This window comes from Sphingomonas sp. BK580, assembly GCF_014194975.1.
In the GTDB taxonomy this organism is placed as follows: Bacteria; Pseudomonadota; Alphaproteobacteria; order Sphingomonadales; family Sphingomonadaceae; genus Sphingomonas.
In genome coordinates, this window is the sequence record NZ_JACIAY010000003.1 from 314,800 (window position 1) to 334,811 (window position 20,012).

Consider the following 20,012-nt stretch of genomic DNA (forward strand, 5'->3'; position numbering starts at 1 on the left):
ATCAGAAGCTCTTAGAGGTGGTCTGGAAGGCCGTCAGGTCCTCGGCGCGGAGCTTCGCGAGGATGATCGCGGCGCCGTTCGGGTCATGGATGGCCTCGAAGATGTCGAAGCCCTGGCGGCGCCAGTTGTTGACGACGGCGACAGGGATGCGGGCGAGGTGGATGCGCTCGATGTCGTCGCCCTTGGTGAGCTGGGCGAAGGTCGAGGCGTCTTGATGGTTCCGAGTGGCGGCCACGCGGTCCAGGAAGGACTGCGGGATTTCCTGCTCGGCGACGATCGTGCCGGTGACCTGGAGGTCGCCGTCGACCGTATCGGGGATGAAGTCCTCGTCGAGGCCGACGAAGCGATAGGGGGAGGTCATTCGGTATTCGGTGGGAGGTGAAAAGAAACCCCCGACCCGGTGAGGGGCCGGGGGCACTTGCGGCTTACGCGCCGATGTTGGTGACGAGCGTCGACGCCTTGAAGTTGTCGTGCTCCAGGCCGTACTCGCCGGCCAGCATGATCTTCGTGTTGTCGCCGGTCTTGGCGAGGGTCTCGCGGAACCAGCCGCGGCCCTTCAGGACGGCCTTCTTCCAGTTGGCCGGGTTCCAGAGCAGGCCGAAGTCGGCCTTCATCTCGCGGTTGGTCTCGACCGTCAGCGTGCCCAGCGCGGTCGTGTACACGTCGACGACGTGGACGATCTCGTTGGCCTTCGCGCCGGTCACCTCACGGGTGCGGCTCGCGTTGCCGGCGAACTCCGCGGTCTGCTCCGCGACGTACGGGGCGACCATGAAGCGGCGAGCGCGACCGCCCTCGTCGTAGTTCTTCTTGATCGCGAGGCGCAGCGTCTGCTCCTTGAGCGGCGCTGCGGTCGCGTTGTTCGCGATCTTGTTGTTCGCGTCGATGAGCTGGCTGGCCGACGCGGTGCGACGCGCGACGGTGTTCGAGCCGAGGACCGAGGCCTGGTCGACGCCGACGAACGAGCGCTCCAGGTCGAGCTTGAGGGCCTTGCCCTTCTTCACGATCTGGCGGGCCAGCTCGGACTTGCGGCCGTAGTGCTCCGTCGCCTCGACCGAGCCCGAGAGCTTGATCGTGCGCGAGTAAATCTGAGTGGTGTTCGACCGCATCTGGGTCGTGCTCAGGTCCTCCTCGGTGGCGTCGAAGCCCTCGACCTGGGCGTTGTCCTTGCCGCCCTCCTGCTCGTCCTCCTGCCACTGGAACTGCTTCTGCGTCACGGTGCGGGTCGTAAGCGAGCTGGAGAACGGGGTCTCGTGCTTATCCAGCATCGAGATGACGTCCGAGACGTCTTCCTTGGCGCCGACCGAGTCGTAGGTCTTGAAAGTTGCCATGGTGGGTGTGTTTCTTCTTAGAAAATGGGTGTTTGGTTGGGTGTCGGGGTGGCCGGGCTGTTAGGCCCAGCGCCCCATGAGGACCGCGACGGCGTCGGAGTCCGAGCCGGTCCGCGCGAGGCGGCTCTCGGCCTTCTTGGCGGTTGCGGCCTTCGCCGGTTCCTGCCGAGCGGTGCCCTTGAGGACCTTGGTGGGCGCCGCCTGGACCTTCTTGGTCGCGACGGCCTTGCCCTGGTCGTAGAGCATCGCCTTGCGGAGGAGCTTGAGGACCTTCGGGTTCGTGATCGCGGAGACGTCAGCCTCGGGGAGGCCCTCCTTGACGCCGAACGCCAGGATGTCGCTGTAGAGCTTGTCGTTCCACTCGGGGACGTCGGCCTTCAGCTCCTGGAGGCACGCCTGGGCCTGCCGCCGGCTCTCGTTGGTCTGGCGGGCCTGGAGGGTCTGCTCGAACTCCTGCGCGGTCCCGACGAGCTTGGTGTAGCGCTTGTGGGCCTTGGCGGCGTTCTCGCGGTGCCAGGCGAACTCCTCCGGGTCGAGCTGCTGCTGGAGGACCAGCCAGTCGACGTCGGCGTAGGGGCTCAGGTCTTCCTGGACGGCCTCGATGGCCGCCTGGAGAGCCGCAGCGGCGCGGCCCCCAACCAGGTCGGCCTCCTGGCTCTTCTGCGTCAGCGCGGCCTCCTGGCCGGCGAGGCGCTTCAGGGAGCCGATCGTGAACTTCTGGGTCTCGCCGTTAACGGTGACCTCGACCTCGGCCTCGTCGGTGACCGCGGGGGCCTTGGCGGGCTCGGCGTCAGCGTCGTCGCTCTCGGAGTCGTCGCCCTCTTCGCCTTCATCGGCGTCGTCGGCTTCGTCCTCATCAGCGGCCTGCTCCTGTTCGTCGGCGCCAGGCTCCTCGGCCTCGTCGTCGTCGCTTGGGTCGTCGTTGGTGTTGTCTGCGGCTTTCTCGAAGCTCGCCATGAGGGCGGCCTCGGCGGCCTCCTCACTCATCGAGTCGAGGGGGGCATTGTCGTCCTGGAGGATGGACAAGGGTCTGGGGTCTTTCAGTAATCGCCGGGCTCATGGACGGGCTTGGCCTGGTCCACGGCTTCGGTCTGGGCTTCCGCGGTGGCGAGCAATTGCTCCCCGGCTGCGGCGATTGCGGTCAGCTCGGCCGTGATGGCAGAGAGACCGCGCGAGAGGTTGTAGGCGTCCTCTCGGGCCTGGACGGCCTGCGGGGGACTCGTGAGGATGCCCTCGGCGCACTGGGCGCGGACGGCTTCGATCGCGGTGAGGAACAGAGGGTTGTCCAGGAGGAAGCGCGCGGCTTCCCCCTTTACAACGATCTCGTGCTCCTGGTCGGTGAGTACGACCTGGGACATGGGCTCCTTACCCGTTCGGGCTGATGATCGCCGACGCCTTGACGTTCTCCGCGGGCGCGTTGAGCGCCTGGTGGATCGCCAGCTCCAGCTCGGCCTGAGCGGTGTCGATGCGGTTGGCCGTCTCGTCGTCCTTGCGGTCGGCGTCGCGGACCTTGAGGTCGATCGTGGCCGCCTGCATGGCTTCCTTGAGACGAGCCTCGAAGGTGTCGACCTGGACCTTGTGGGCCGCGTTCTGCTCCTTGAGGACCATCTCGCGGTCGAGGACCTCGGTCTCCTTCTGGAGCTTCGCCAGCTCCGCGGCGGCCTTCGGGTCCGGCTGCGGGGGCTGAAGGGTCGCCGGGTCGATCAGGAAGTCCTGCACGTTCTTGTGGCCCTTGGTCTTGAGCACCTGGGACAGGACGTGGAACTGCTTGGTCTCGTCGTAGAGCCGGCCGCCGGTCTCCTTCATGTACTTGTCGTACGTGAGAAGCTCCTGGGCCTCCTGGTCGCGCTCGTCGTAGCCCAGGGTCATCTTAACCTGGACGTGCGTGCGGCGCCTCCACGACTGCGGCGAGACCTCGACGAAGCTGCCCTGGATTTCCAGGATGCGGTCGCGGTCGTTCTCGATGCCGATGGCGTAGATTTTCAGGTACAGCTTGGTGAGGAACTGGACCGCGAAGTGGCGGGCCATGACCTTGCTGCGGACCTGGCTGTTGCTCGTGAGCTGCTCGACGAGGCCGGCGCTGTTCTGGTGCGAGAGCGCCTTCTTATCGAGGCCCTGGGAGAGCCGCGAGATGCCCGTGGTGTCCTCGCGGGCCTGGTCGACCATGCCGATCGTCTGGAGGACGAAGGGGTTGATCGGGGTCTGCGGGAGTGGGGCGACCGAGGTGTTGACGTCGCGGACGTTGACGATGCCACCGCGGCGGTTGTCGATCAGCTCGCGGGGGTTAGCCACGCCGCCTCGGGCGACCTGCCAGCGGGGGTTGGTGGCGTCCACGGCCTGCTCGATGATCGCACGGGTCAGCGTCGTCTTGGTGTTGGCGTGCTGGATCGTGCGAGCCGCGAAGTTGCCGCCCCAGAAGGTGTGGGGCTCCGGGAGCATGGCGTAGGTGACGAACGGGTGGTCCGCGACCTTCTGCTTGTCCAGGAGGGTCCGACCGACGTGGATGACCTTCCAGAGCTGCTGCGTGCCGGTGCCGTCCTTGTCGATGCGGATGTAGCTCTCGTGGACCGTGACGATCCTACCGGCCTCGTCCGCGCTCTCGTCGTCGAGGTAGGTGACGACGGTGTCCTCCTCGCGGAGGAGCTTCTCGTGGTCGAGCGCTAGGTCGTCCTCGGCGCCCTGGATCGAATAGACGATCTCGGGGTCGTGGCCGTCGTCGACCAGCTCGCCCAGGGTCCGCCGGGTCTTGTGGGCCAGGTAGGGCGCCCGACTTAGGTCCTTGAACCGGCCGGCGACGATGAACTCCTCGGGGGGCACGACCTCGATGCGGGTCTGGCTCGTGTCTTCGACGCGATCGAACTCGCCGGAGACCACGGTGGTCCCGTCCTGGCCCTGCTCGATCTTCGGCTTCGCGGTGAGGCGGACCGAGGGATCGGCGATGAGCTGCTGAGCCTGCTCGATCGGGATGGCCTCGAAGGTCTCCCCGGTCGTCAGCTCCGAGCGGTCCCAGTAGACCTTGGCGATGCCGACGCGGTTGAGGGCGCTGTCGTGCGTGACGCCGTTGATGATCTCCAGGCCGTCGTTGAGCGCGAAGAGGACGTGCTCGCAATACTCGGTGCCCTGGGCGGCCAGCGGGACGTCAGCGGCGCCCTGGGGGCGGAACGCGACGATGTTGGAGCCGGCGGCGAACGCCTCGGTGATGTGGGCCTTGATGGCCTCGACGCTCTCGTAGACGTCCTGGGAGACGAACTTCGAGCCGCCTTCGCGGAGAGGAAGCGGGCGCTTCCCCTGGTAGTACATCGTCACCTCGCGGCGCTCGGCCTGGAGGTTGCTGTCCACGAAGGACGAGCCGGCCTCGGCACGAGCCACGCAAGCGCCCACGAGGTCCTCGTCGGTGAGGACCTGTGGCTTCAGTTTCATGGGGTTATCCGGTCATTTCGTAGTAGAGGTCATCCGAGGACTCCAAGGGTTCCCAGCATCCCTCGTGGATGTGGTTGGCGATGGCGAGGGCCATGACACAGTCGTCGTGGCACCCCACGTCCGCCTCGATCTTCCCGGTGTCCGGGTCGGCGACGAACGTTGTCAGCTCCCGGATGGTGTCCTTGTCCGTGAGGTCCATCTCGCGACTGCGGATAGTCTCACGAAGCTGGTCGATGATGAGCGGCCGGGTCTTGACGTCGGTGTAGAAGCCGACCTCCTCCTTCACCTGGTCCGTCGTCTTGTCGTAGACTTCGCGGACGTAGAGGTTCGGGTAGGCCTTGTCGCGCCAGAGGCGAGAGTTGGGCAGGATGCCGTGGTTGTTGAACTCCACCGCGATCCTGGCGGTGTTGAAAAGGTAGCCCAGCGCTTCGAGGATGTCCGCGTAGTAGTGCGGGTCGACTTGGCCGCGGAACTTGGCGGCGATCCTCTTCTTGCTGTCGAGGACCTGGGCGACGCTGTAGTCCCCCTCGCCTGCCGACAAGAGGTTGCCCTTGGCGTCGCGGCGCTCTTCACGGCCCACGCCCTTCGCGACGTCCGCGCCGATGACATAGGTCTCGTGCGGGTCGATCTCGGCGTAGATGAAGAGCCGGCCGCGCTCGCTCGGGGCGAAGCGGCCCTCGACGGGGTCGAACTCCATCCGGTGCTTGATCTCGGGAGCGCGCTTCTCGCACTCGGCGAGGTACGCCAGGTTAAAGACTGGAGCGCCGGAGGTCAGGAAGGCCTCCTCGGGGGTCGAGGGGTATTCCTGCTTGAAAAGGTCGATGCCATCCTGGGCGACCTTCTGGCGGCGCCATATGAGCTGGCCGTCCGTCAGGTGATAGCCCCACTGGGTGTACACGTCCTCGTCGAGCTTTTGCTCGTCCCAGTTGCGCTCGAAGCCCTCGGGGACCGGCGCGGTGTATTCGGGGTCGACGTGCCACGGCAGGAAGACCAGCTCGTAGCCGGAGCCCATGCTGGGGTCGTCGGTAGTGGCCGCGAGGTACTGCTGGTAGAACCAGCCGGACTTCCCGCGGGCGGTGCTCTCGATGCAGACGAAGGTGTCGTCGACGTTCGGGACCGCCTGGAGCAGGCCGTTGCCGATCTCGGCGGCCTTGCTCTTCGGCCATAGCCCGGCCTCGGAGAGGTGCGCGAGCTGGAGGGTCTCGCCGCGACCCACGGTGTCAGCGCCGGCCGTCGCGATCATGTAGCCGCTGTCGAGCTTGTCGAACTTCAGCTCCCGCGCGTTGGCCCGCTCGGTCGAGGGGCGCATCGTGGGTTCCATGAGCGAGTGGTAGCGCTTCGTCATGTCGAACAGGGCGGACGTGGCGTCGGCCTTGTGCGTCACCACGATGCCCTTGGTGGCCCGGTGCTGACTGATCCACCAATACATGAAGCCGCCCCACAGCGTGGAGAGGCCGAGCTGGCGGGCCTTGAGCACGACCACGCGGACGCGGCCGGTGCGCTGCCATTGCTCCAGGATCGCCTCCAGGAAGACCTTCTGCGCCCGGTTGAGGCGGAAGGGGACGATCTGGGCGTCCTTGGTCCTGATCTTCAGGCACTTCGTGGCGTAGAACTCGAAGTCCGTCAGGAGCCGCTTGCGGATCGCGAGACGCCGCTCCTCGACGGTCATCGTCACGCTGGGTCGACCTCCCCGGCCAGCTCGTCGAGGAAGTCCTCGTGGCTGCGGATGGTGTGGTCGATTTTCGCGGCCGGCTTGGCCTTCGTGAAGTCGAGGATGAGCCGCCCGAGCGCCGCGACGTCCTTGGGGGACTCAGAGGCGCGGAGGGTCACGACGGCTTTCTCCAGGGCCTCGACGGCCCTCGGGTCGTCCGGGAGTTGTCCGGCGTCCTTCATTTTCTGCATGATCCTTTTGGTGTCCAGGCGAGCGACGGCCAGGACCTCCTCCCACTGGGGGATCGTGAGGCGGGCCGGCTTGCCTGGGATTTGGCGGGTGGTGCGGGCGTGGTTGGCCGCGTTGAGGCGGCGGCTGTATTCCGACCGCTCCTCAGGCGTCATGGATGCCCAAGGGCCCCGAGCGGCCATCTTAGCGGCCCTTGGAGGCGGCTGGATGGGCTCGGAGACTTGGGCGATGACGAAGTGCTCGATCGTCTTCGGCTTGTTCCGCACGCCCGGCGGACGACCGCGAGGCCGCCCGGTGGGCTTAGACGGCATCTAGCGGTTAGACCCGCAGGATGAGGTGCGTCAGCGCCGTGGCTTCGAGGAACGTAGCAGGCGGCAGTTCGTGAAGCGCGTCGTACATCCAGTCCGCCGCAGCCGCCGCACGGCCGCCGAGGAGAACCTCTTCGTCAAGGAGGGGCACGCTCTTGGTCACCGCAAGCGCCCGGAGGGCGGTCTTCCAGGTCAAGCGGTCGGCGTCGCTGCCGCCATTCGTCCCCGCGCCTCCGATCGAGGGCCAAAGGATGATAGCGTCGCCGCTCACCTTCGCCTTATCGATGATGGCGCCCATGTTTGCGAGGAATGTCGCGAGCGGCACGTCGGCGGCGTTGAGGTCGTTCGTGCCGAGGTTGATGACGGTGAGGTGAGGTGCGTAGCTTCCGAGCGCATTGAGCGGACTGTGCGGCGCGGAGATGTCGGCCTGGAACGAGCTTTTCACGCCGGACACGCCGAAGTTTGCGATCTCCACCGCCGAAACTGCGCTGTCCCATGCCACGATGCCGACAAGGTTGAAGTTGCCGCCGCCCGTGCGGGCGATCGTGATGGCGCTCGCGTCCTTGGTCGTGAACACCACATCGACCTTGCCGAGCGCGGCCGTTCCGTTGCTGGTCTGCGCGAACGTCTCGGAGCCCTTGGTAACCGAGAAAGTCGCCTGGCCGGGAGCCTGGACGAAGTAGACGGTCACGCGGTCGACAGGCTTCGACGGGGTGAACGTACCGGGGTTGGTGCCGGCGGTGTAGAAGGCCGCGCCGCCGAGCGAGACGTTGCCGCCGGCCCAGCCCGAGAAGCCGGACAGCTTCGGGTCGTAAGAGACCGCCTCGGCCATCGTACCCGCGCCGCCACACCCGAAGATGGTGTCGGTGATGGCGGGCACGCCTGCCGATGCGAGAAGCTCGCCGACACGGCGCGACTTGCTCTTGGGGGCACCTCCCGCCAGCGGGAAGAAGCGAGTCTTGCTGTCGCCGTAGAAAGCGAGACGAATGTTGCCCGCGTTGCCGGCACGAAGGCCGTTGAGGGCCTTACGCCACTTCGGGAGGAGCGGGCCGGAGTAAGGCGCAGGAACGCCCAGGCCGCTAACCGCTGCGCCGATCCCGGCGGCGATGAGGTCGTTCGAGTTGATGTCGCGTGACACGTTAAATCAGTCCAGTGAGGATTTGCCCGTCGATGGGGCTGGTGAGGATTTCGCCGTCGATCGGGCTGGTCAGAGCGTTCGCGGGGAACTGGTTCTCAGGCGGCTGGATCGGGTCGGGGATACCGACCGGGAGTGCCGGAGTCGGCGGGGTGTAGAGCGGGCGGTAAGCGAGCGCGGAGTACAGCGCGACGATGCTAGTCGCGGTGGTTCCGGTTGCCCGCACCGCCGCGGCGGCGATGTTGAGGGTCGTGCCGCTCGGAACGTTCTTGAGGACGACGTTCTGAGCCTGCGGCCCCGATCCCGTCAGCGCCACGTCGCCGCCCACGCCCACATAGATACCTAGCGGGAGCGGGTTGAAGACGACGGTGTCGCTAGGCGTGACCGGAACCATGTCGGCCACGGGGACCGTTCGGGTGTTGAAGGACATGGAGGCCTAGTGTGGGGTGGGTGGCATCCCGGCCGGGTCGAGGACCCAGTCAGGCAGGAGGCCGATCTTTTGTGGGGCGAAGACGGTGTCTTCCGTCGCCGCGTTGCGGTTGGCATCGCCATGCGGACCGAAGTTGAGCCACGAGTTCTGCCCGCGGGTCTCGGTCGTCATCGCTCGCTGTGCGGCGGGCGTGTACATTGCCCGGTGAGCGGCCCAGGCGTTCTCCTCGCCCGCGGCGCGGAAGCCCACACCGTTCTTGCCGTGGCCCATGGCGTCATGGACGGCCCGGAAGACGTCGTTGACGCGGACCGGCTGGCCTCCCCAGGTCTCGTCGGGGACGAGCTGGAGCAGCGGATTGTCGGCGATCATGTCCTCGGTGATGCCCCCTGCCCCATAGCCATCGTCGGTCGGGAAGACCTTCATGTGCTTGGAGCCGCGGAGGTCTCGAAGGGCGTCGAAGGGGCTCGGGTAGTAGTCACCGGCCACCTCGCCCGCCTCGGTGCGCGGGTAGAAGTTGAAGGAGTAGCCGTCCTGCTTGAGGGCGGCGTACTGGGCCAGCGTCTCCTCCGAGAGCGCTCCGTAGGCCTTGCGGACCTCGGGATCGTTCGGGGCGTGCGGCATCTGCTCGTAGGCGTCGGCGATTGCGCGGGCCCGCTGCGGGTCGACCTGGAGGTAATCCGGGGTCGGCTGATAGGGGAGCTTGCGATCCCACATGTAGCCGCGGGCGGTGTCGCGGAGCGCCTGGTCGGGGCCCTGGACGTCCAGCTTGAGCGGCTGGCCGGCGAGCGGAGCCTCGGGGGTCCGGGTGAGCGGCACGGGCTCGAAGGAGTGCAGCGTGGCGCCGTAGGGCGTCTGCTCGGCCGAGAAGCGCCGGTACGGGAAGCCGGCGGCCTCCTGGAGCGTCTCGACAACCTTCTGGGCCCCTGCGTGCGGCGGGAGCCCCCAGGCCTCCATGAGGTCCGGGTTGCCCCTGATGTGGTCCGCCTGGGCCTTGAAGCGGCCGTGCAGCTCGGAGCCCACGTCGACAACCTTCCTTTTCGGGACGGCGCCGTCGTAGCTGAAGGGCGGGATGCCGGTGTCGCGGGCCGGGCTGTAGTCGGTGGCCGCGCCACGGGCCTCGCCCAGATAGACGCGAGGCTTCTGCGAGCGCTCGTCGCGCCCCATGTTGCCGCGGGGGTTGGTCCCCATCTTCGCCGGATCGGCGACCGTGAGGTCCCGCTTGGAGCTGTAGTGGCGGACCGGGATCGTGGTCTCGTCGGGGGTCGACAGGACCCCACGGGGCGCGGCGGGGGCCGGCTGCGGGATCGCGCCGTCCTTCGTGCGGACCGGGCTGAGCTTGCGATCGGAGCGGACGAGCTTGGCCGTCGCGTCGACTGCGGTGTCCTCGACGATCGGAGAGACCTCGGTCAGGGCGCCAGCGAGGCGCTTGCCGGCCTTGGTCTTGCCGAGGGCCTTGACGATCGGGGCGCCTACTTCGGGCAGAGCGCCGAGAGCGGTGGCGACCGATGCCTCGGCGAGGGCCTTGCGGCTGAAGTCGCGGTCCCCGGTGAGCGCGTAGCCCGCCTGGGTGCCGATGGTGTCCGCCGCGGCGAGAGGGTTCCAGTCGTGGTTGAACTCCTCGAAGCGAGCGGCCCGCTGGGTAGCGTCGCGCTCGGAGCTGCCGAGGGCCCTGGAGCCCGCCTTGATGGCGTCGGAGGCGAGGCGCGTGAGCACGCCCCGCGGCTTGGATGCCGAGCGGAGGACAGCGTTGCCCGTGGGCCGCTTGCGCTCTTCCTCGGCGAGTGCCCCCAGTCGGGAGCTGAAATTGGGTCCGGTGATGTCGCTGAGAGCGCCGCGCCGGAACGCGGAGAAGTCGTAGCCCGCCGGGGCGGGTTTCTTGGCAGGCATAGTCTTCCTGGAGGGGTTGTAGGGGCCGGGATGTTACTCCCAGCCCCTCGGGTTATCGTCTGTACGCCGGGCCCTGGATCACAGGGTCCTCGGGCTCCGCGTCGGCGTCGATCGAGGCCGCATAGGCGGCGGCCAGCTTGGACGGCTTCACGCCGGCCCGGTTGAGCATCTCGGCGAACTCGGCGTCCGTCTGGGCGCGTCGCATGATGGCCTGCATGGCCTCGCCGACGTTGGTGGCGCCCTGGGCGGTCATAAGCTCGGCGATGCGCTCCTGGACGTCCCGCTTGAAGGCGAAGGCGCCGCGCGGGTTGCCCTGGAACAGGAGCGAGCTGATGGCGCCAGCGAGGTTGCCGGTCGCCGCCTTCGCGGCAACGGACAGGCCGTGGCCGGAGAGCGCCTCGTCGAGCGCCTCGCGGGGAGCCGTCTTCGAGTTGCCGAAGACCTCCTGGGCCGTTTTGAAGGCCTGGTCCTCGCCTTCGAGCCGATCGTCGAGGCGGCCGAGGGCGCCGGGGCGCTGTGCCATGGCCTCGATGGCCTGCTGCTTGGCGACGTCGCCACCCGCGGCCTGCCGGCCAGCGCCGGAGAGCCCGATGGCCTGCCGGATGCGCTGAGCGACGTTCGCGGTGGGCTTGAGGCCCGCCTGGGTGGCGTCGTCGGCGAGTGCCGTCCGTGCCCCGGTCGCCCAGGCCTCACGGGCGTTCGGTGCCCGCATGTCGCCCATCTGGGCCGTGATTTCCGGCCCGGTGAGCTTCGCCACGTCCTGGCCGTTCTCCAGAGCGCCGCGGACGTCCATAGCGTCGGCATACTGCCGGGTGACCCGAGCGTAGGGGTCATTCTGGTCGGCGAGGGCCCGGCGCAGGTCGCCAGCTCGGGCGTTGATGTGAACCGAGTTGGTGGTGTTCCGCGGGCGGAAGCCGCTCGTGTCCATCGCCGCCTGACCGTTGTCCCGCATGGCGCGGATGACCTGGTCGAAGCCCTCGGTCGAGAGCGTGCGGACCTGCTCGGCCGGGAGGTCGAACTCGGGCTCCTCGCCGGGGATGCGACGGTCACGGAAGCCCATGGCGCGGGGGTCGCGGCCGGCGTTGCGGATGTTGCGGATGGCGGTCGGCACGGCATCCCGGAAGGCCGGGGTGCGGGCGATCGCCTCGATCTCCGGCGTGATCCTCATGGGGAGCGCATAGGCCTCCTCGTAGAGCGGAGCGGCCTCCTCCGACGCGCGGCGATTGATGTCGTCGACAGCGCGGATCGGGTCGACCGCCGGGCCCAGCTCGTCCGTGATGTGACCGCGGACGCGGGCGCCCTGCCCTGCCTGGCGACCGAGCAGCATCTGCCGGGCGCGTGAGGTGGACGGGCCGTTGCCCTGGAGGGCCCACGAGGTGATCCGGCGGCCGGGCTCCGAGACGTCCGCGGGGACGGCAGGGACGCCCATGGCGGCGCGGCGGTTGACCTCGGCGGCGATGTTGGCCGGAGACGAGGGTACGGTGCCCGCGCCCATGCCGGTCGCGATCGTGCCCTGCCCCAGCTCGTTCGCCAGGATGCGCTCACCCTGCGCTCGTGCGGCGTCGCCCGGCTGCGCCTGCGGCTGACCGCGGAAGCGACGGGGGACGTTCTCCAGGAAGCGAGCGGTCGCGTCGACGCCGGGGATCGTCCGCCGGGCTGCGCCGGCTGCGTTGGCCGCGCCGCGGAAGGCTGCGGTGCCTCCGGCGCCCAGGACGGACCCGACGCCAGCGCCAAGCGCCATATTCTCCAGGTTGCCCCCTCCGGTCTCGTTGAGGATGCCGGAGAGAGCCCCGTAGCCGCCCGAGGTGAGCGCTGCGTTCGCCATGCCGGGAAGCAGGCCAGCGCCGCGGACGACGCGGGCCTCGGGGAGCGCGAGACCGCCGACGAGACCGGCCGCGGTTGCGACGGTGCTGGCGTCAGGGTGCTCCACGCCGAAGCGGGCCTGGGCGTAATCCTGCTCGTCCTTGCCCTGCTGGAAGGCCGCGGCGGGGTCGAACTCCTCCGAGCCCACGAGGGACTTGGCGGCGTTGCTGATGGCCCCGTGGATGCCGCGATTGGTGCGAGCGACGCCAGGGAGGACCCCGTCGACCGCAGTCCCGACCATGGCACCGATATTCTGAGCCAGCGAGGCCTTGGGTGCCCGCGGGAGGTTCTCGTAGACGACCCGCTTGGAGACCCTGCTGCCCTTGTTGCGGGCGGCGAGGAAGGCGTCGATGTCGCCGTCCCGGAGCGTGATGCCGTGCTGGGACGCGAAGCCCTTGAGGTCCGCCTTGGTGGTGCTTGGGTTGGCCGCGAGCGAGGCGTATGCCTCCTCGTCAGCCGGGGCCAGCCGCGAGGCCTTCTGGACCTGGGCGAGCACGTCCTGCTCGGTCGCGCCATCGGGGGCCTCGACCTCGAAGGTCTCGCCGTTGGGTCCGCGGACCTCGTACGTCTGAGCCATTAGTTCTTCCTGGTGATCTTCCAGCCGGCGCTGCTCGCCGGTTTCGGCGTGGAGGGCGGGGCTACGGGGAGGCCGAGCTGTCGGCTGTATAGGGTGCGGCTGGTGTCGACGAGGCGCTGGAGACCGTTGAGGGCCTCCTCGTTGTACTTGTCGCGCTTCCAGCGGTTCGGGAGTGTCGCGGTCGCCAGCTTGGTCTCGAAGTCAGACATCGAGCCTTCGCCGGGGGTCCGGGTAGCAGGACGGGCGACCGACGTGAGCTGAGCCACCGCGGAGTCGTACTGCTGGTTATCTTCGCTGAAGGGATTGAACTCCCCCAGCGCCCTCAATCCGGTGGCGCCCAGCGTCTTCCGCTGAAGCTCCCTCACGCGGGCGATTTGGGGCTGGAGAAGCTCGATCGTCTTGATCGCCTTGCGGGCGTCGTCTCGGCCTTTGCTGGTCTCCAGAGCCCCGCCGGAGTCAGCGCTGGCGGCCACCGTGGCGGCGCTCGGCTTCGCCAAGCCCTGCCGGCGGTAGTTCTCCAGCTCGGCGATGTGCTCGGGCTTCAGCTTGCCCTGGGCCTCCCCCATGGTGAGGAGGCTGATGCGCTCCTTGAGCGGGTCTGCCATGTGGTGGTCCTATTTGAGGAGGTAGGAGAGGTCGGCGTTGCCGCTGGAGGCCTTGGCCTTGCCGCGGCCCGCCGGCTTTGCCTTGGGAAGGGCTCGGGCCTTGGCGATCCCGATGCGGGCCTCGCCCTGCGCCGTCGCGGCGTTCGAGCGCGCCCGATAGATGCCGGTGCGCTCCTTGCGGTCTTCCTGGACATCGGCACGGTAGGCGGCGGTCGCCTGGGCGTTCGCCCCGGCCTGCTCGCGCGTCTGCGCCTGCGCCACCGTCATCCCCATCTTGCCCGTGAGGGCGACGTAGCGGGGGTCGTACTGCTCGGGCATGGAGTCCGGGTCGATCCCGTACTGCTCGGGGTTCGCCCGCATCGCGGCATACGCCGCCGGGCGGTCGGCCTCGGGGAGCTGCCCCAGAGCGTACATGGCGCGGCCGTTGATGTCGGCGGTGTCCTTGACCTTGACCCGCTTGCGGGCCAGGTAGTCCTGGAAGACCGGGACCTGCCGGACGGATCGCTCGCCCGTGGCCGGGTCCGTGATGATCTCGAAGGCATCGTCCGGGCCGCCAAACTCCCGCTGCTTGCGCGCGCGGGCGTCGAGCTGGTCGCCCAGGCCCATCACGTTCGCCCCGGCTTGGGCTACGCCCTCGCCGAAGCTGCGGCCGGACAGGAGGCCCGTGCCGATCGCCAGGAGGGTCTTGTGGCGGTTGCCGGGTTCCCAAAGGCCCGCTCGGGCTGGCGGGGCCGGCGGGAGGTCAGGCTGGCGGGTCGGCGCGAAGGGTGCCGCTGCCGCCGCGGGGATGAGTAGCGGGTTCATGGATCGTCCGTGGGGTTACTTGAAGGGCTTCCAACCGAGGCCGCCGGCAATGCCGAGCCCGGTGGATGCGAGCCCCGCGAGACCGCCCAGGAAGCCCTGGGACTGCTTGGTCTCCTGCGTGCCCGTGGAGGTGCCCGACGAGCCCCAGGCGTTGTTGCCGATGATGCCGTAGTAGCGCGAGAGGAGGTCGGCCGCCCGAGTGTCCTCGCCGCGCCACTTGTCGAAGTCGGCGTCGAGCTGGCCCTGCTGGTCGGCCTGGAGCGACTGATCGGCCCCGGCGATGGCCCCGAAGGCGCCGTAGCCCGCCGCGGTGCCCGCGCCGAGGGCGCTGATGCCGGTCCCGGCGATGCCCTGGTAGGCGGACGCGGCCGAGCCCATCGCGTTGAGCTTGTTGGAGCGCTCCTGCGAGGCCAGCGAGAGCCCGCGGTTGTACGCATCGGACCGGATCGTCGCCGAGATGTCGCCAACGCGGTCCTCGGCGCCGCGGCGAGCGATGCCCTCGGCGATGCCGGCCCGTGAGCTGTTGATGTTGCCCGTGCCCGAAGCGTTGCGGTTCAACGTCGGGAGCGTGTCCTCGTTGAGCGTGCGGGCCACGTCGCGCGTGCTGGCGTCGATGACGCCCTGGATGCTGGGATCGGCCGCGTAGGCGCGGGCGGACGCGGTGATGGAGGCCGTGGGGTCCTCGCTGGCCGCCGCGAGGTAGCTGTCGATAGTCGAGCCTGCCTTGCCGGCGTAGCCGGCCAGGTCCGTGCCGATCGAGCTGAGCGTGTTGGCCGAGTTGAGGCCTGTCGAGCCTGCGTAGGCCTTGAGCTTGTCGAGCGTCGCCTTGGCGCTGTCCGTCATGCCGGCGTACGTGGCGCCCTGGTAGTAGGGCGTGCCCTGCTTGGACGTGAAGTCCTTCTGCGCGGCATCGAAGGCGCCCTGGAGGTAGGGCTGTTGGAACTTGGACGGCCCGCTATCGGTCGTCGAGGTGCTGGTCTGCTTGGTGCTGCCGCCGAAGAGGTCGCCCATGGTGGTCCTGGTGTGAAATGTGGATTTCCATGCGGCGGTGGTGGCGATCGGTGAACGACGCGGCCCACCGAAAGCCGAACATGGCGAGGAACTTGGCGTGCCTGCGGTCGCCGTGCTCGTGCAGGGCGTACAGCGGCCCGCCGTGGAGCTGTTGAAGGGTCGTCCAGTCGGCGGTCAGCGCCCGCTTGAGGCGGGGCGACCAGCGGCGATGGACGTCGCAATGGATGAAGGTGTGGGCCGGCGTCGCCTGCTCCAGATACAGTGTGTAGCCGGGGCGGCGGACGACCGGGACCTTGAGCTGGTGGTCTGGCTCCGGGAGAGTGGCTCCCATTCGGGGTCTCCCGGAGGTTGGATCAGCCGCTGAGCGCGGCGAGCCGCTCGTCGAGGTCCTTGAGGGACTGGACGATCGCGGCGGTGGTGACCGCGGCCCGTTGCAGCTCCCGCTCCACGAATGGAGGGAAGCTGTCGGGGCCCACGGGGCGCGGATTGCGCCGGTAGGGGATCAGCGAGGCCACTCGGGCCCGCATGGCCGCGAGGTCGACGGGGTCGATCATCGGCGGCCTCGGGTGACGAGCTGGATGTCGAAGCCCGAGAGCTTGAAGTCGCCCGTCCCGCCCACGCCGAAGCGGTAGGCGAGGTACTTGCCGGCCTCGTTGATGTCGATTTTGGCCTCGGTCGCGGGATCGTAGGTCAGCCGCTCGCTCCAGACGGGCTCGGCGTTGACGAGGTCGTTGCCGCCGAACTGCCAGTAGGCGTCCTGAGGGAACTCGACGGACGCCTGGGGCCAAATGGCCTGCATGTGGACGTACTGGGTCAGGTTCTTCCCGGCGATGTCCAGGTCGATGCCGGTTCGCTCTACGAACGCGGGCTTGAGAGCCTCGGGCTCGGCGAGGTTCGTCAGGAGACCGCCGCTCACCAGGTCGAAGCCGTAGAGCCGCGGGGCACTAAGGCCCTGCGAGGGGTCGGACGGCGAGACGTACATCCCGTGCTGGCTCTCATCGCCCTCGGTGGAGCTGAAAAGGCCGGCGGCGTCGTCCCAGGTCACGTCGGGATCGTCGTCCCAGTTCGCGCCCGAGATGAGCGAGGAGCGGCAGTAGCCGGTGACGTTGGGCAGGTCGTAGAACGTCCAGGTGCCGTTGGCGTAGTTGAAGACCGCCGCGCGATTGCAGCCGGTCGTCGGGTTCTGGAAGCTGACGAGCCGGTCGGCCGAGGGGTAGCAGAAGCGAACCTCGCTGAGCTTGCTGTCGTGCGTGACGAAGCAGAGGTGCGAGCGGCTGGTGTCGAGCGCGTCGAAGACGAACTCGCGGACCTTGCCGTCAGCGATCGACCGCGGCGCGATCCCGTCGTGGACGTAGATGTCGTTCTTGTCGAAGACGAAGTGCTGCCCGCCCACCTGGACGACGCAGTTGGGGCTGATGACCCCGGACTCGTCGAAGAGCTTGGTGAACTGGTAGACCTCCATGCCCCCCGTGTAGTCCATGCTCCACACGCTGTTCGTGCAGTAGAGGATAAAGCTGTTGCGGAGCGCTAGGCCGTCGACCAACGAGTGCTGCATCTCGTTGACGATGTTCTCGCCGGCCGAGTTGGTCGGGTCGTCGGTCGCCCAGGAGCCCGGCGGGCCCCCGAAGGTCGCGATGTCGGACCACTTCACCATGGTCGGGTAGAAGGCGCCGCCCTTGGTGATCCCTAAGGCGACGAGCTGGTCCTTGTAGGCCCGCAGGACCTTGGCGCGGTCGCCGGCCCGCCAGCCCGTGAGGGGCGCATAGCGGTCGTCGTTCGGCGTCTTGTAGATGGGGTGGTGCGTCTCGCGGCTGATGTAGGAGACGCCGCCGAGGAAGCAGCTCGTGATAGGCTTGGCGTCCTGGACGCCGACGAGGCCCTCGGGGGTGAGGTCCTCCAGCGAGCCGCCGTTCAGGCGCTTCACCTTGCCGAAGTCGTTCGAGACCATGATGATCTCGTCGTAGCCGCCCGAGCTGGGAGGGATCGCGAGGGCGTGGCCTGGCTGGAAGTCGAGGGTGGCGATCGTGCGAGCGACGGGGCCCCGAGAGACCCGGCCGTTGCTGAAGCGGACGTTGACGCCCGCCGTGAAGACCGCGGGGTCCTCAATGTCGGCGGGGTGAGCGTCCGCGATGATGCCCCCTGCCCCCAGCCGGCGTACCGGGAAGATGGGCATGTGGATCAGAGCTTGATGATGTAGTGGAGCGCGATCGAGGGCTGACGCACGTCGACCTTGACGGAGTGGCTGTGGGCCGCGGCCTGCTCGACCGTGATCCCGTGAGTATGGGCGCCGGCCTGGGCCGTCGAGGCGTCGAGGGTGTGGCTGTGGCCCGGATCGTTGATCGTGACCCCGGTGACGAGGTTGGTCGCGGAGCTGCCCCCGTCGACCGAGCGGGTCGAGGTGGTCGCGGTCACGCCGGCCTTGCTGGACCCCACGGACCCCGAGACGGTGTGCGTGTGGGCTCCGGCCTCCGCGGCGCTCGCGGTGTGCGTGTGGGCCCCGGCGACCTCGGAGGTGACGGTCCGCTCGTTCTGGCCGGCGAGGCTCAGGAGGGCGTTGTCGGCAGAGACGCCGATCGCCACTCGGCCGCGGAGGTCCGGCGAGACGAGGGTCCCGCTGCCGTCCGCCTTGGCGTAGCTGGTGCCGTCACAGATGCCCCAACCCGAAGGGGCCGCGGCGCCCGAGAAGAGCGTGATGGTGCCCACCGGGATGAGCTGGGACTTGAGGGCGTTGAGGAAGTCGTGGCTGACGTCCACCTGGCCCTTTATGTTCGGGAAGGTCGCCTGGAGGGCCGCCTTGAGCAGACGGATGTGGTCGTCGCCCTGCTTCAGCCGATCGGACCCGGCGGGGTAGGACGGATTGAGCTGGTGGACGAACTGGGCAGTTTCGAGGGCCATGGGGTTCCTGAGGGCCCGGACGGCCTGCGATGGTGATTTCGTTGGTGGCTCACATCTAGGCGAGCATCGAGAGACTGAAGGGCCCTTGAGGGTCCTTAAGGGTCTTTGATGATATACAATAAGACCATCCCATAAGGGTCCTTGAGGGGCCTTAAGGGGCACGACAGTCCGCAGATGCAGACAGTTGTGCATACGGTGGGATTAAATCTGGATCAAGTTCCGGGGAGGGCCTGAGTGTGCCTCGGGGTGGCCGGGGAGTCCCCTGGGGTCCCCTGAGCTGCTAAGGCACGGGGTCGTCTGAAAGGGGCGGGGTGGTGCCTATCAGGGCCGGCGGGGCGCCGCATGGGACCCGGATGGGACCCGAAAAATAATCGGGTGATGCCGGCGAGGGGCTTTAGGGTCCGGCGAGGGCCTGAAAACTCCAGGGAAACCGCGCTGTTGAGCAGGCTCGGACCTGCATTTCCGGCGCTGAGCGAAGCCGTCGATTTCGAGCCCGATATGCCTCGATCCCAGCGGGCTCCCGTCCGCCCCCGGCAGGGGACCCGTGGCAGCTATTCCCCCTCCACGTCGTCCCCCACCTGGGCTGAAAGCCGCGGAAGTCCTGGGGTCGGCACTGGATGCAGATGCTGCTGCGTCCCCCACTCCCCCTCGTCGGGCCATGACATTGCGGCCGATCGAGCAGGCCTGCCTGCCCCTCGCCGGGGACATTAGGCCCAGTGGAGAGAGCCGGGATGAGGTTACATTAGCTAACTAGGAACAGAGGGACCGAGCAGGCTCTCGCCGGCACCTCAGGCCCTCACGAGACCCGGTCGGAACTTGGCGGCGGGCTTCACGTCCACGGCCGCTGCAATGAGCTGCTGGGCCAGGTCGATAGCCTCGTGGCTCTCCAGGGCCATGCAGCACCGGCTGGGCGTCCCGGCATACACCAGGACCTTGCCGTCACTCGTCTCTACTTCGGCCATCGTGTGTCTCCTGGTCACTCGAAGGACCTAACGGCCCCCGGCGTCCATCGGGCCCGTACGTCAGCCCTTCACATTCTGTTCCTCATGTGTTCTCCCGGACACACCATGTCCCCGAAGTCCCGCCGAGTCGTCACAGAGTTATCCCTCGACATCCTGCGAGAGGCCATCGAGCAGCCTCCGAGGGAGGACGCTGGGCTACGCCTGGCTCTCAGGTGCCTCATGGGCCTGGGCGTCGACAGGGCGCTCCTCAGGGCCTTCTGGGAGGCCTTGAGCGCCGAGGTGGACATCGGGCGCCGGCATGGCCTGGAGCGCGCCTACGAGGCCGTGCGGGGCGCTGTGCGACCCTAGCGCCGCAAGCCTTGGAGTAAGGCGAGAGCCCGCCGAGGATGGCAGAAGTTTCACCCTCGGCGGGCGGCTGGAGCACGGCGTTGGGGAGTTCACCGGGTCGGGGGATTATGCTCCAGTCTCAACCGCATAACTTGCCGTGGGCCGCCCGGTTCCCCCGTGTCAGTCGGGCTCGTCGACGCTCATCCAGTAGGGCTTCTCGCCGGGCTTCGAGGGCGTCACCGGGTCACAGAGGACGACCACGCCGGCCGGGCTCGCTGTGTGGTACGAGCGGCCCTGCGGGTCGACGATGACGAGCATCTGGGCCCAGTCGTACGCATCCTCGACCAGGATGGGCTGGGAGGCGCCTGGGAGCGCCACACGCACCAGCCGGCCCCCGTCGATCTCCCTTCGACACAGCATCGCGAGGTTCTGGCTCCAGGTGGCCTCGGAGGGCCCGGTGGGGCGGATGTGCTGCTGCGAGTAGTCCATGGGCCCTCAATACCCTGCGAGGGCCTTCGGGTCACGAGCTGGCGACATTTGCGACGAACCGAGTCGGGATA

Annotated in this window: 20 protein-coding genes; all 20 read right to left on the minus strand. The window is 68.2% G+C overall.

Annotated elements, in window-relative coordinates; translation table 11 throughout:
- Position 1: 1 nt before the first annotated feature.
- A complete protein-coding gene (locus FHY05_RS08000) occupies positions 2 to 361 on the minus strand; it encodes a hypothetical protein (RefSeq protein ID WP_183943840.1) in 360 nt (119 codons plus the stop codon).
- 64 nt (positions 362 to 425) lie between these two features.
- Positions 426 to 1,328: a DUF5309 family protein gene (locus FHY05_RS08005; RefSeq protein WP_183943841.1), complete on the minus strand. Its 903-nt coding sequence runs from the start codon at positions 1,326 to 1,328 to the stop codon at positions 426 to 428.
- Positions 1,329 to 1,388: 60 nt separating this feature from the next.
- Positions 1,389 to 2,354 carry a hypothetical protein gene (locus FHY05_RS08010; protein WP_183943842.1) on the minus strand — a complete coding sequence of 322 codons (966 nt, stop codon included), beginning with the start codon at positions 2,352 to 2,354 and terminating at the stop codon, positions 1,389 to 1,391.
- A gap of 14 nt (positions 2,355 to 2,368) precedes the next feature.
- The gene (locus tag FHY05_RS08015) at positions 2,369 to 2,686 is read right to left on the minus strand and encodes a hypothetical protein (protein WP_183943843.1); all 318 of its coding nucleotides are present in this window, start codon (positions 2,684 to 2,686) and stop codon (positions 2,369 to 2,371) included.
- Between the two features lie 7 nt (positions 2,687 to 2,693).
- Complete coding sequence (locus FHY05_RS08020; RefSeq protein WP_183943844.1) at positions 2,694 to 4,748, minus strand: hypothetical protein; 2,055 nt, start codon at positions 4,746 to 4,748, stop codon at positions 2,694 to 2,696.
- A gap of 4 nt (positions 4,749 to 4,752) precedes the next feature.
- Positions 4,753 to 6,423 carry a hypothetical protein gene (locus tag FHY05_RS08025; protein WP_183943845.1) on the minus strand — a complete coding sequence of 557 codons (1,671 nt, stop codon included), beginning with the start codon at positions 6,421 to 6,423 and terminating at the stop codon, positions 4,753 to 4,755.
- Positions 6,420 to 6,803, minus strand: coding sequence for a hypothetical protein (locus tag FHY05_RS08030; RefSeq protein ID WP_221191068.1), 384 nt, complete (start codon positions 6,801 to 6,803; stop codon positions 6,420 to 6,422). Before FHY05_RS08030 ends, FHY05_RS08025 begins: the two co-directional genes overlap by 4 nt.
- Before the next feature lie 163 nt (positions 6,804 to 6,966).
- Positions 6,967 to 8,094, minus strand: a complete 1,128-nt coding sequence (locus FHY05_RS08035; protein ID WP_183943847.1) for an SGNH/GDSL hydrolase family protein — start codon at positions 8,092 to 8,094, stop codon at positions 6,967 to 6,969.
- A 1-nt stretch (position 8,095) separates the two neighbouring features.
- Positions 8,096 to 8,521 carry a hypothetical protein gene (locus tag FHY05_RS08040; protein WP_183943848.1) on the minus strand — a complete coding sequence of 142 codons (426 nt, stop codon included), beginning with the start codon at positions 8,519 to 8,521 and terminating at the stop codon, positions 8,096 to 8,098.
- A gap of 6 nt (positions 8,522 to 8,527) precedes the next feature.
- On the minus strand, positions 8,528 to 10,408 hold the full coding sequence (locus tag FHY05_RS08045) for a hypothetical protein (RefSeq protein WP_183943849.1): 1,881 nt from the start codon (positions 10,406 to 10,408) through the stop codon (positions 8,528 to 8,530).
- 52 nt (positions 10,409 to 10,460) lie between these two features.
- Entirely contained in the window at positions 10,461 to 12,848 is a 2,388-nt protein-coding gene (locus FHY05_RS08050) for a hypothetical protein (protein WP_183943850.1), read from the minus strand.
- Positions 12,848 to 13,453, minus strand: coding sequence for a hypothetical protein (locus FHY05_RS08055; protein WP_183943851.1), 606 nt, complete (start codon positions 13,451 to 13,453; stop codon positions 12,848 to 12,850). Before FHY05_RS08055 ends, FHY05_RS08050 begins: the two co-directional genes overlap by 1 nt.
- A gap of 9 nt (positions 13,454 to 13,462) precedes the next feature.
- Entirely contained in the window at positions 13,463 to 14,257 is a 795-nt protein-coding gene (locus tag FHY05_RS08060) for a hypothetical protein (RefSeq protein WP_183943852.1), read from the minus strand.
- 15 nt (positions 14,258 to 14,272) lie between these two features.
- Complete coding sequence (locus FHY05_RS08065; protein ID WP_183943853.1) at positions 14,273 to 15,268, minus strand: hypothetical protein; 996 nt, start codon at positions 15,266 to 15,268, stop codon at positions 14,273 to 14,275.
- Positions 15,213 to 15,599: a hypothetical protein gene (locus tag FHY05_RS08070; protein ID WP_183943854.1), complete on the minus strand. Its 387-nt coding sequence runs from the start codon at positions 15,597 to 15,599 to the stop codon at positions 15,213 to 15,215. Before FHY05_RS08070 ends, FHY05_RS08065 begins: the two co-directional genes overlap by 56 nt.
- A 22-nt stretch (positions 15,600 to 15,621) precedes the next feature.
- Entirely contained in the window at positions 15,622 to 15,822 is a 201-nt protein-coding gene (locus FHY05_RS08075; protein WP_183943855.1) for a hypothetical protein, read from the minus strand.
- Positions 15,819 to 17,441: a hypothetical protein gene (locus FHY05_RS08080; RefSeq protein ID WP_183943856.1), complete on the minus strand. Its 1,623-nt coding sequence runs from the start codon at positions 17,439 to 17,441 to the stop codon at positions 15,819 to 15,821. Before FHY05_RS08080 ends, FHY05_RS08075 begins: the two co-directional genes overlap by 4 nt.
- Positions 17,442 to 17,446: 5 nt before the next feature.
- Positions 17,447 to 18,163, minus strand: a complete 717-nt coding sequence (locus tag FHY05_RS08085) for a phage tail protein (RefSeq protein ID WP_183943857.1) — start codon at positions 18,161 to 18,163, stop codon at positions 17,447 to 17,449.
- A 788-nt stretch (positions 18,164 to 18,951) separates the two neighbouring features.
- Positions 18,952 to 19,125 (minus strand): hypothetical protein, encoded by a 174-nt coding sequence (locus FHY05_RS08090; protein WP_183943858.1) that lies wholly within the window; start codon positions 19,123 to 19,125, stop codon positions 18,952 to 18,954.
- 507 nt (positions 19,126 to 19,632) lie between these two features.
- Positions 19,633 to 19,941 carry a hypothetical protein gene (locus FHY05_RS08095; RefSeq protein ID WP_183943859.1) on the minus strand — a complete coding sequence of 103 codons (309 nt, stop codon included), beginning with the start codon at positions 19,939 to 19,941 and terminating at the stop codon, positions 19,633 to 19,635.
- Between the last annotated feature and the right edge of the window lie 71 nt (positions 19,942 to 20,012).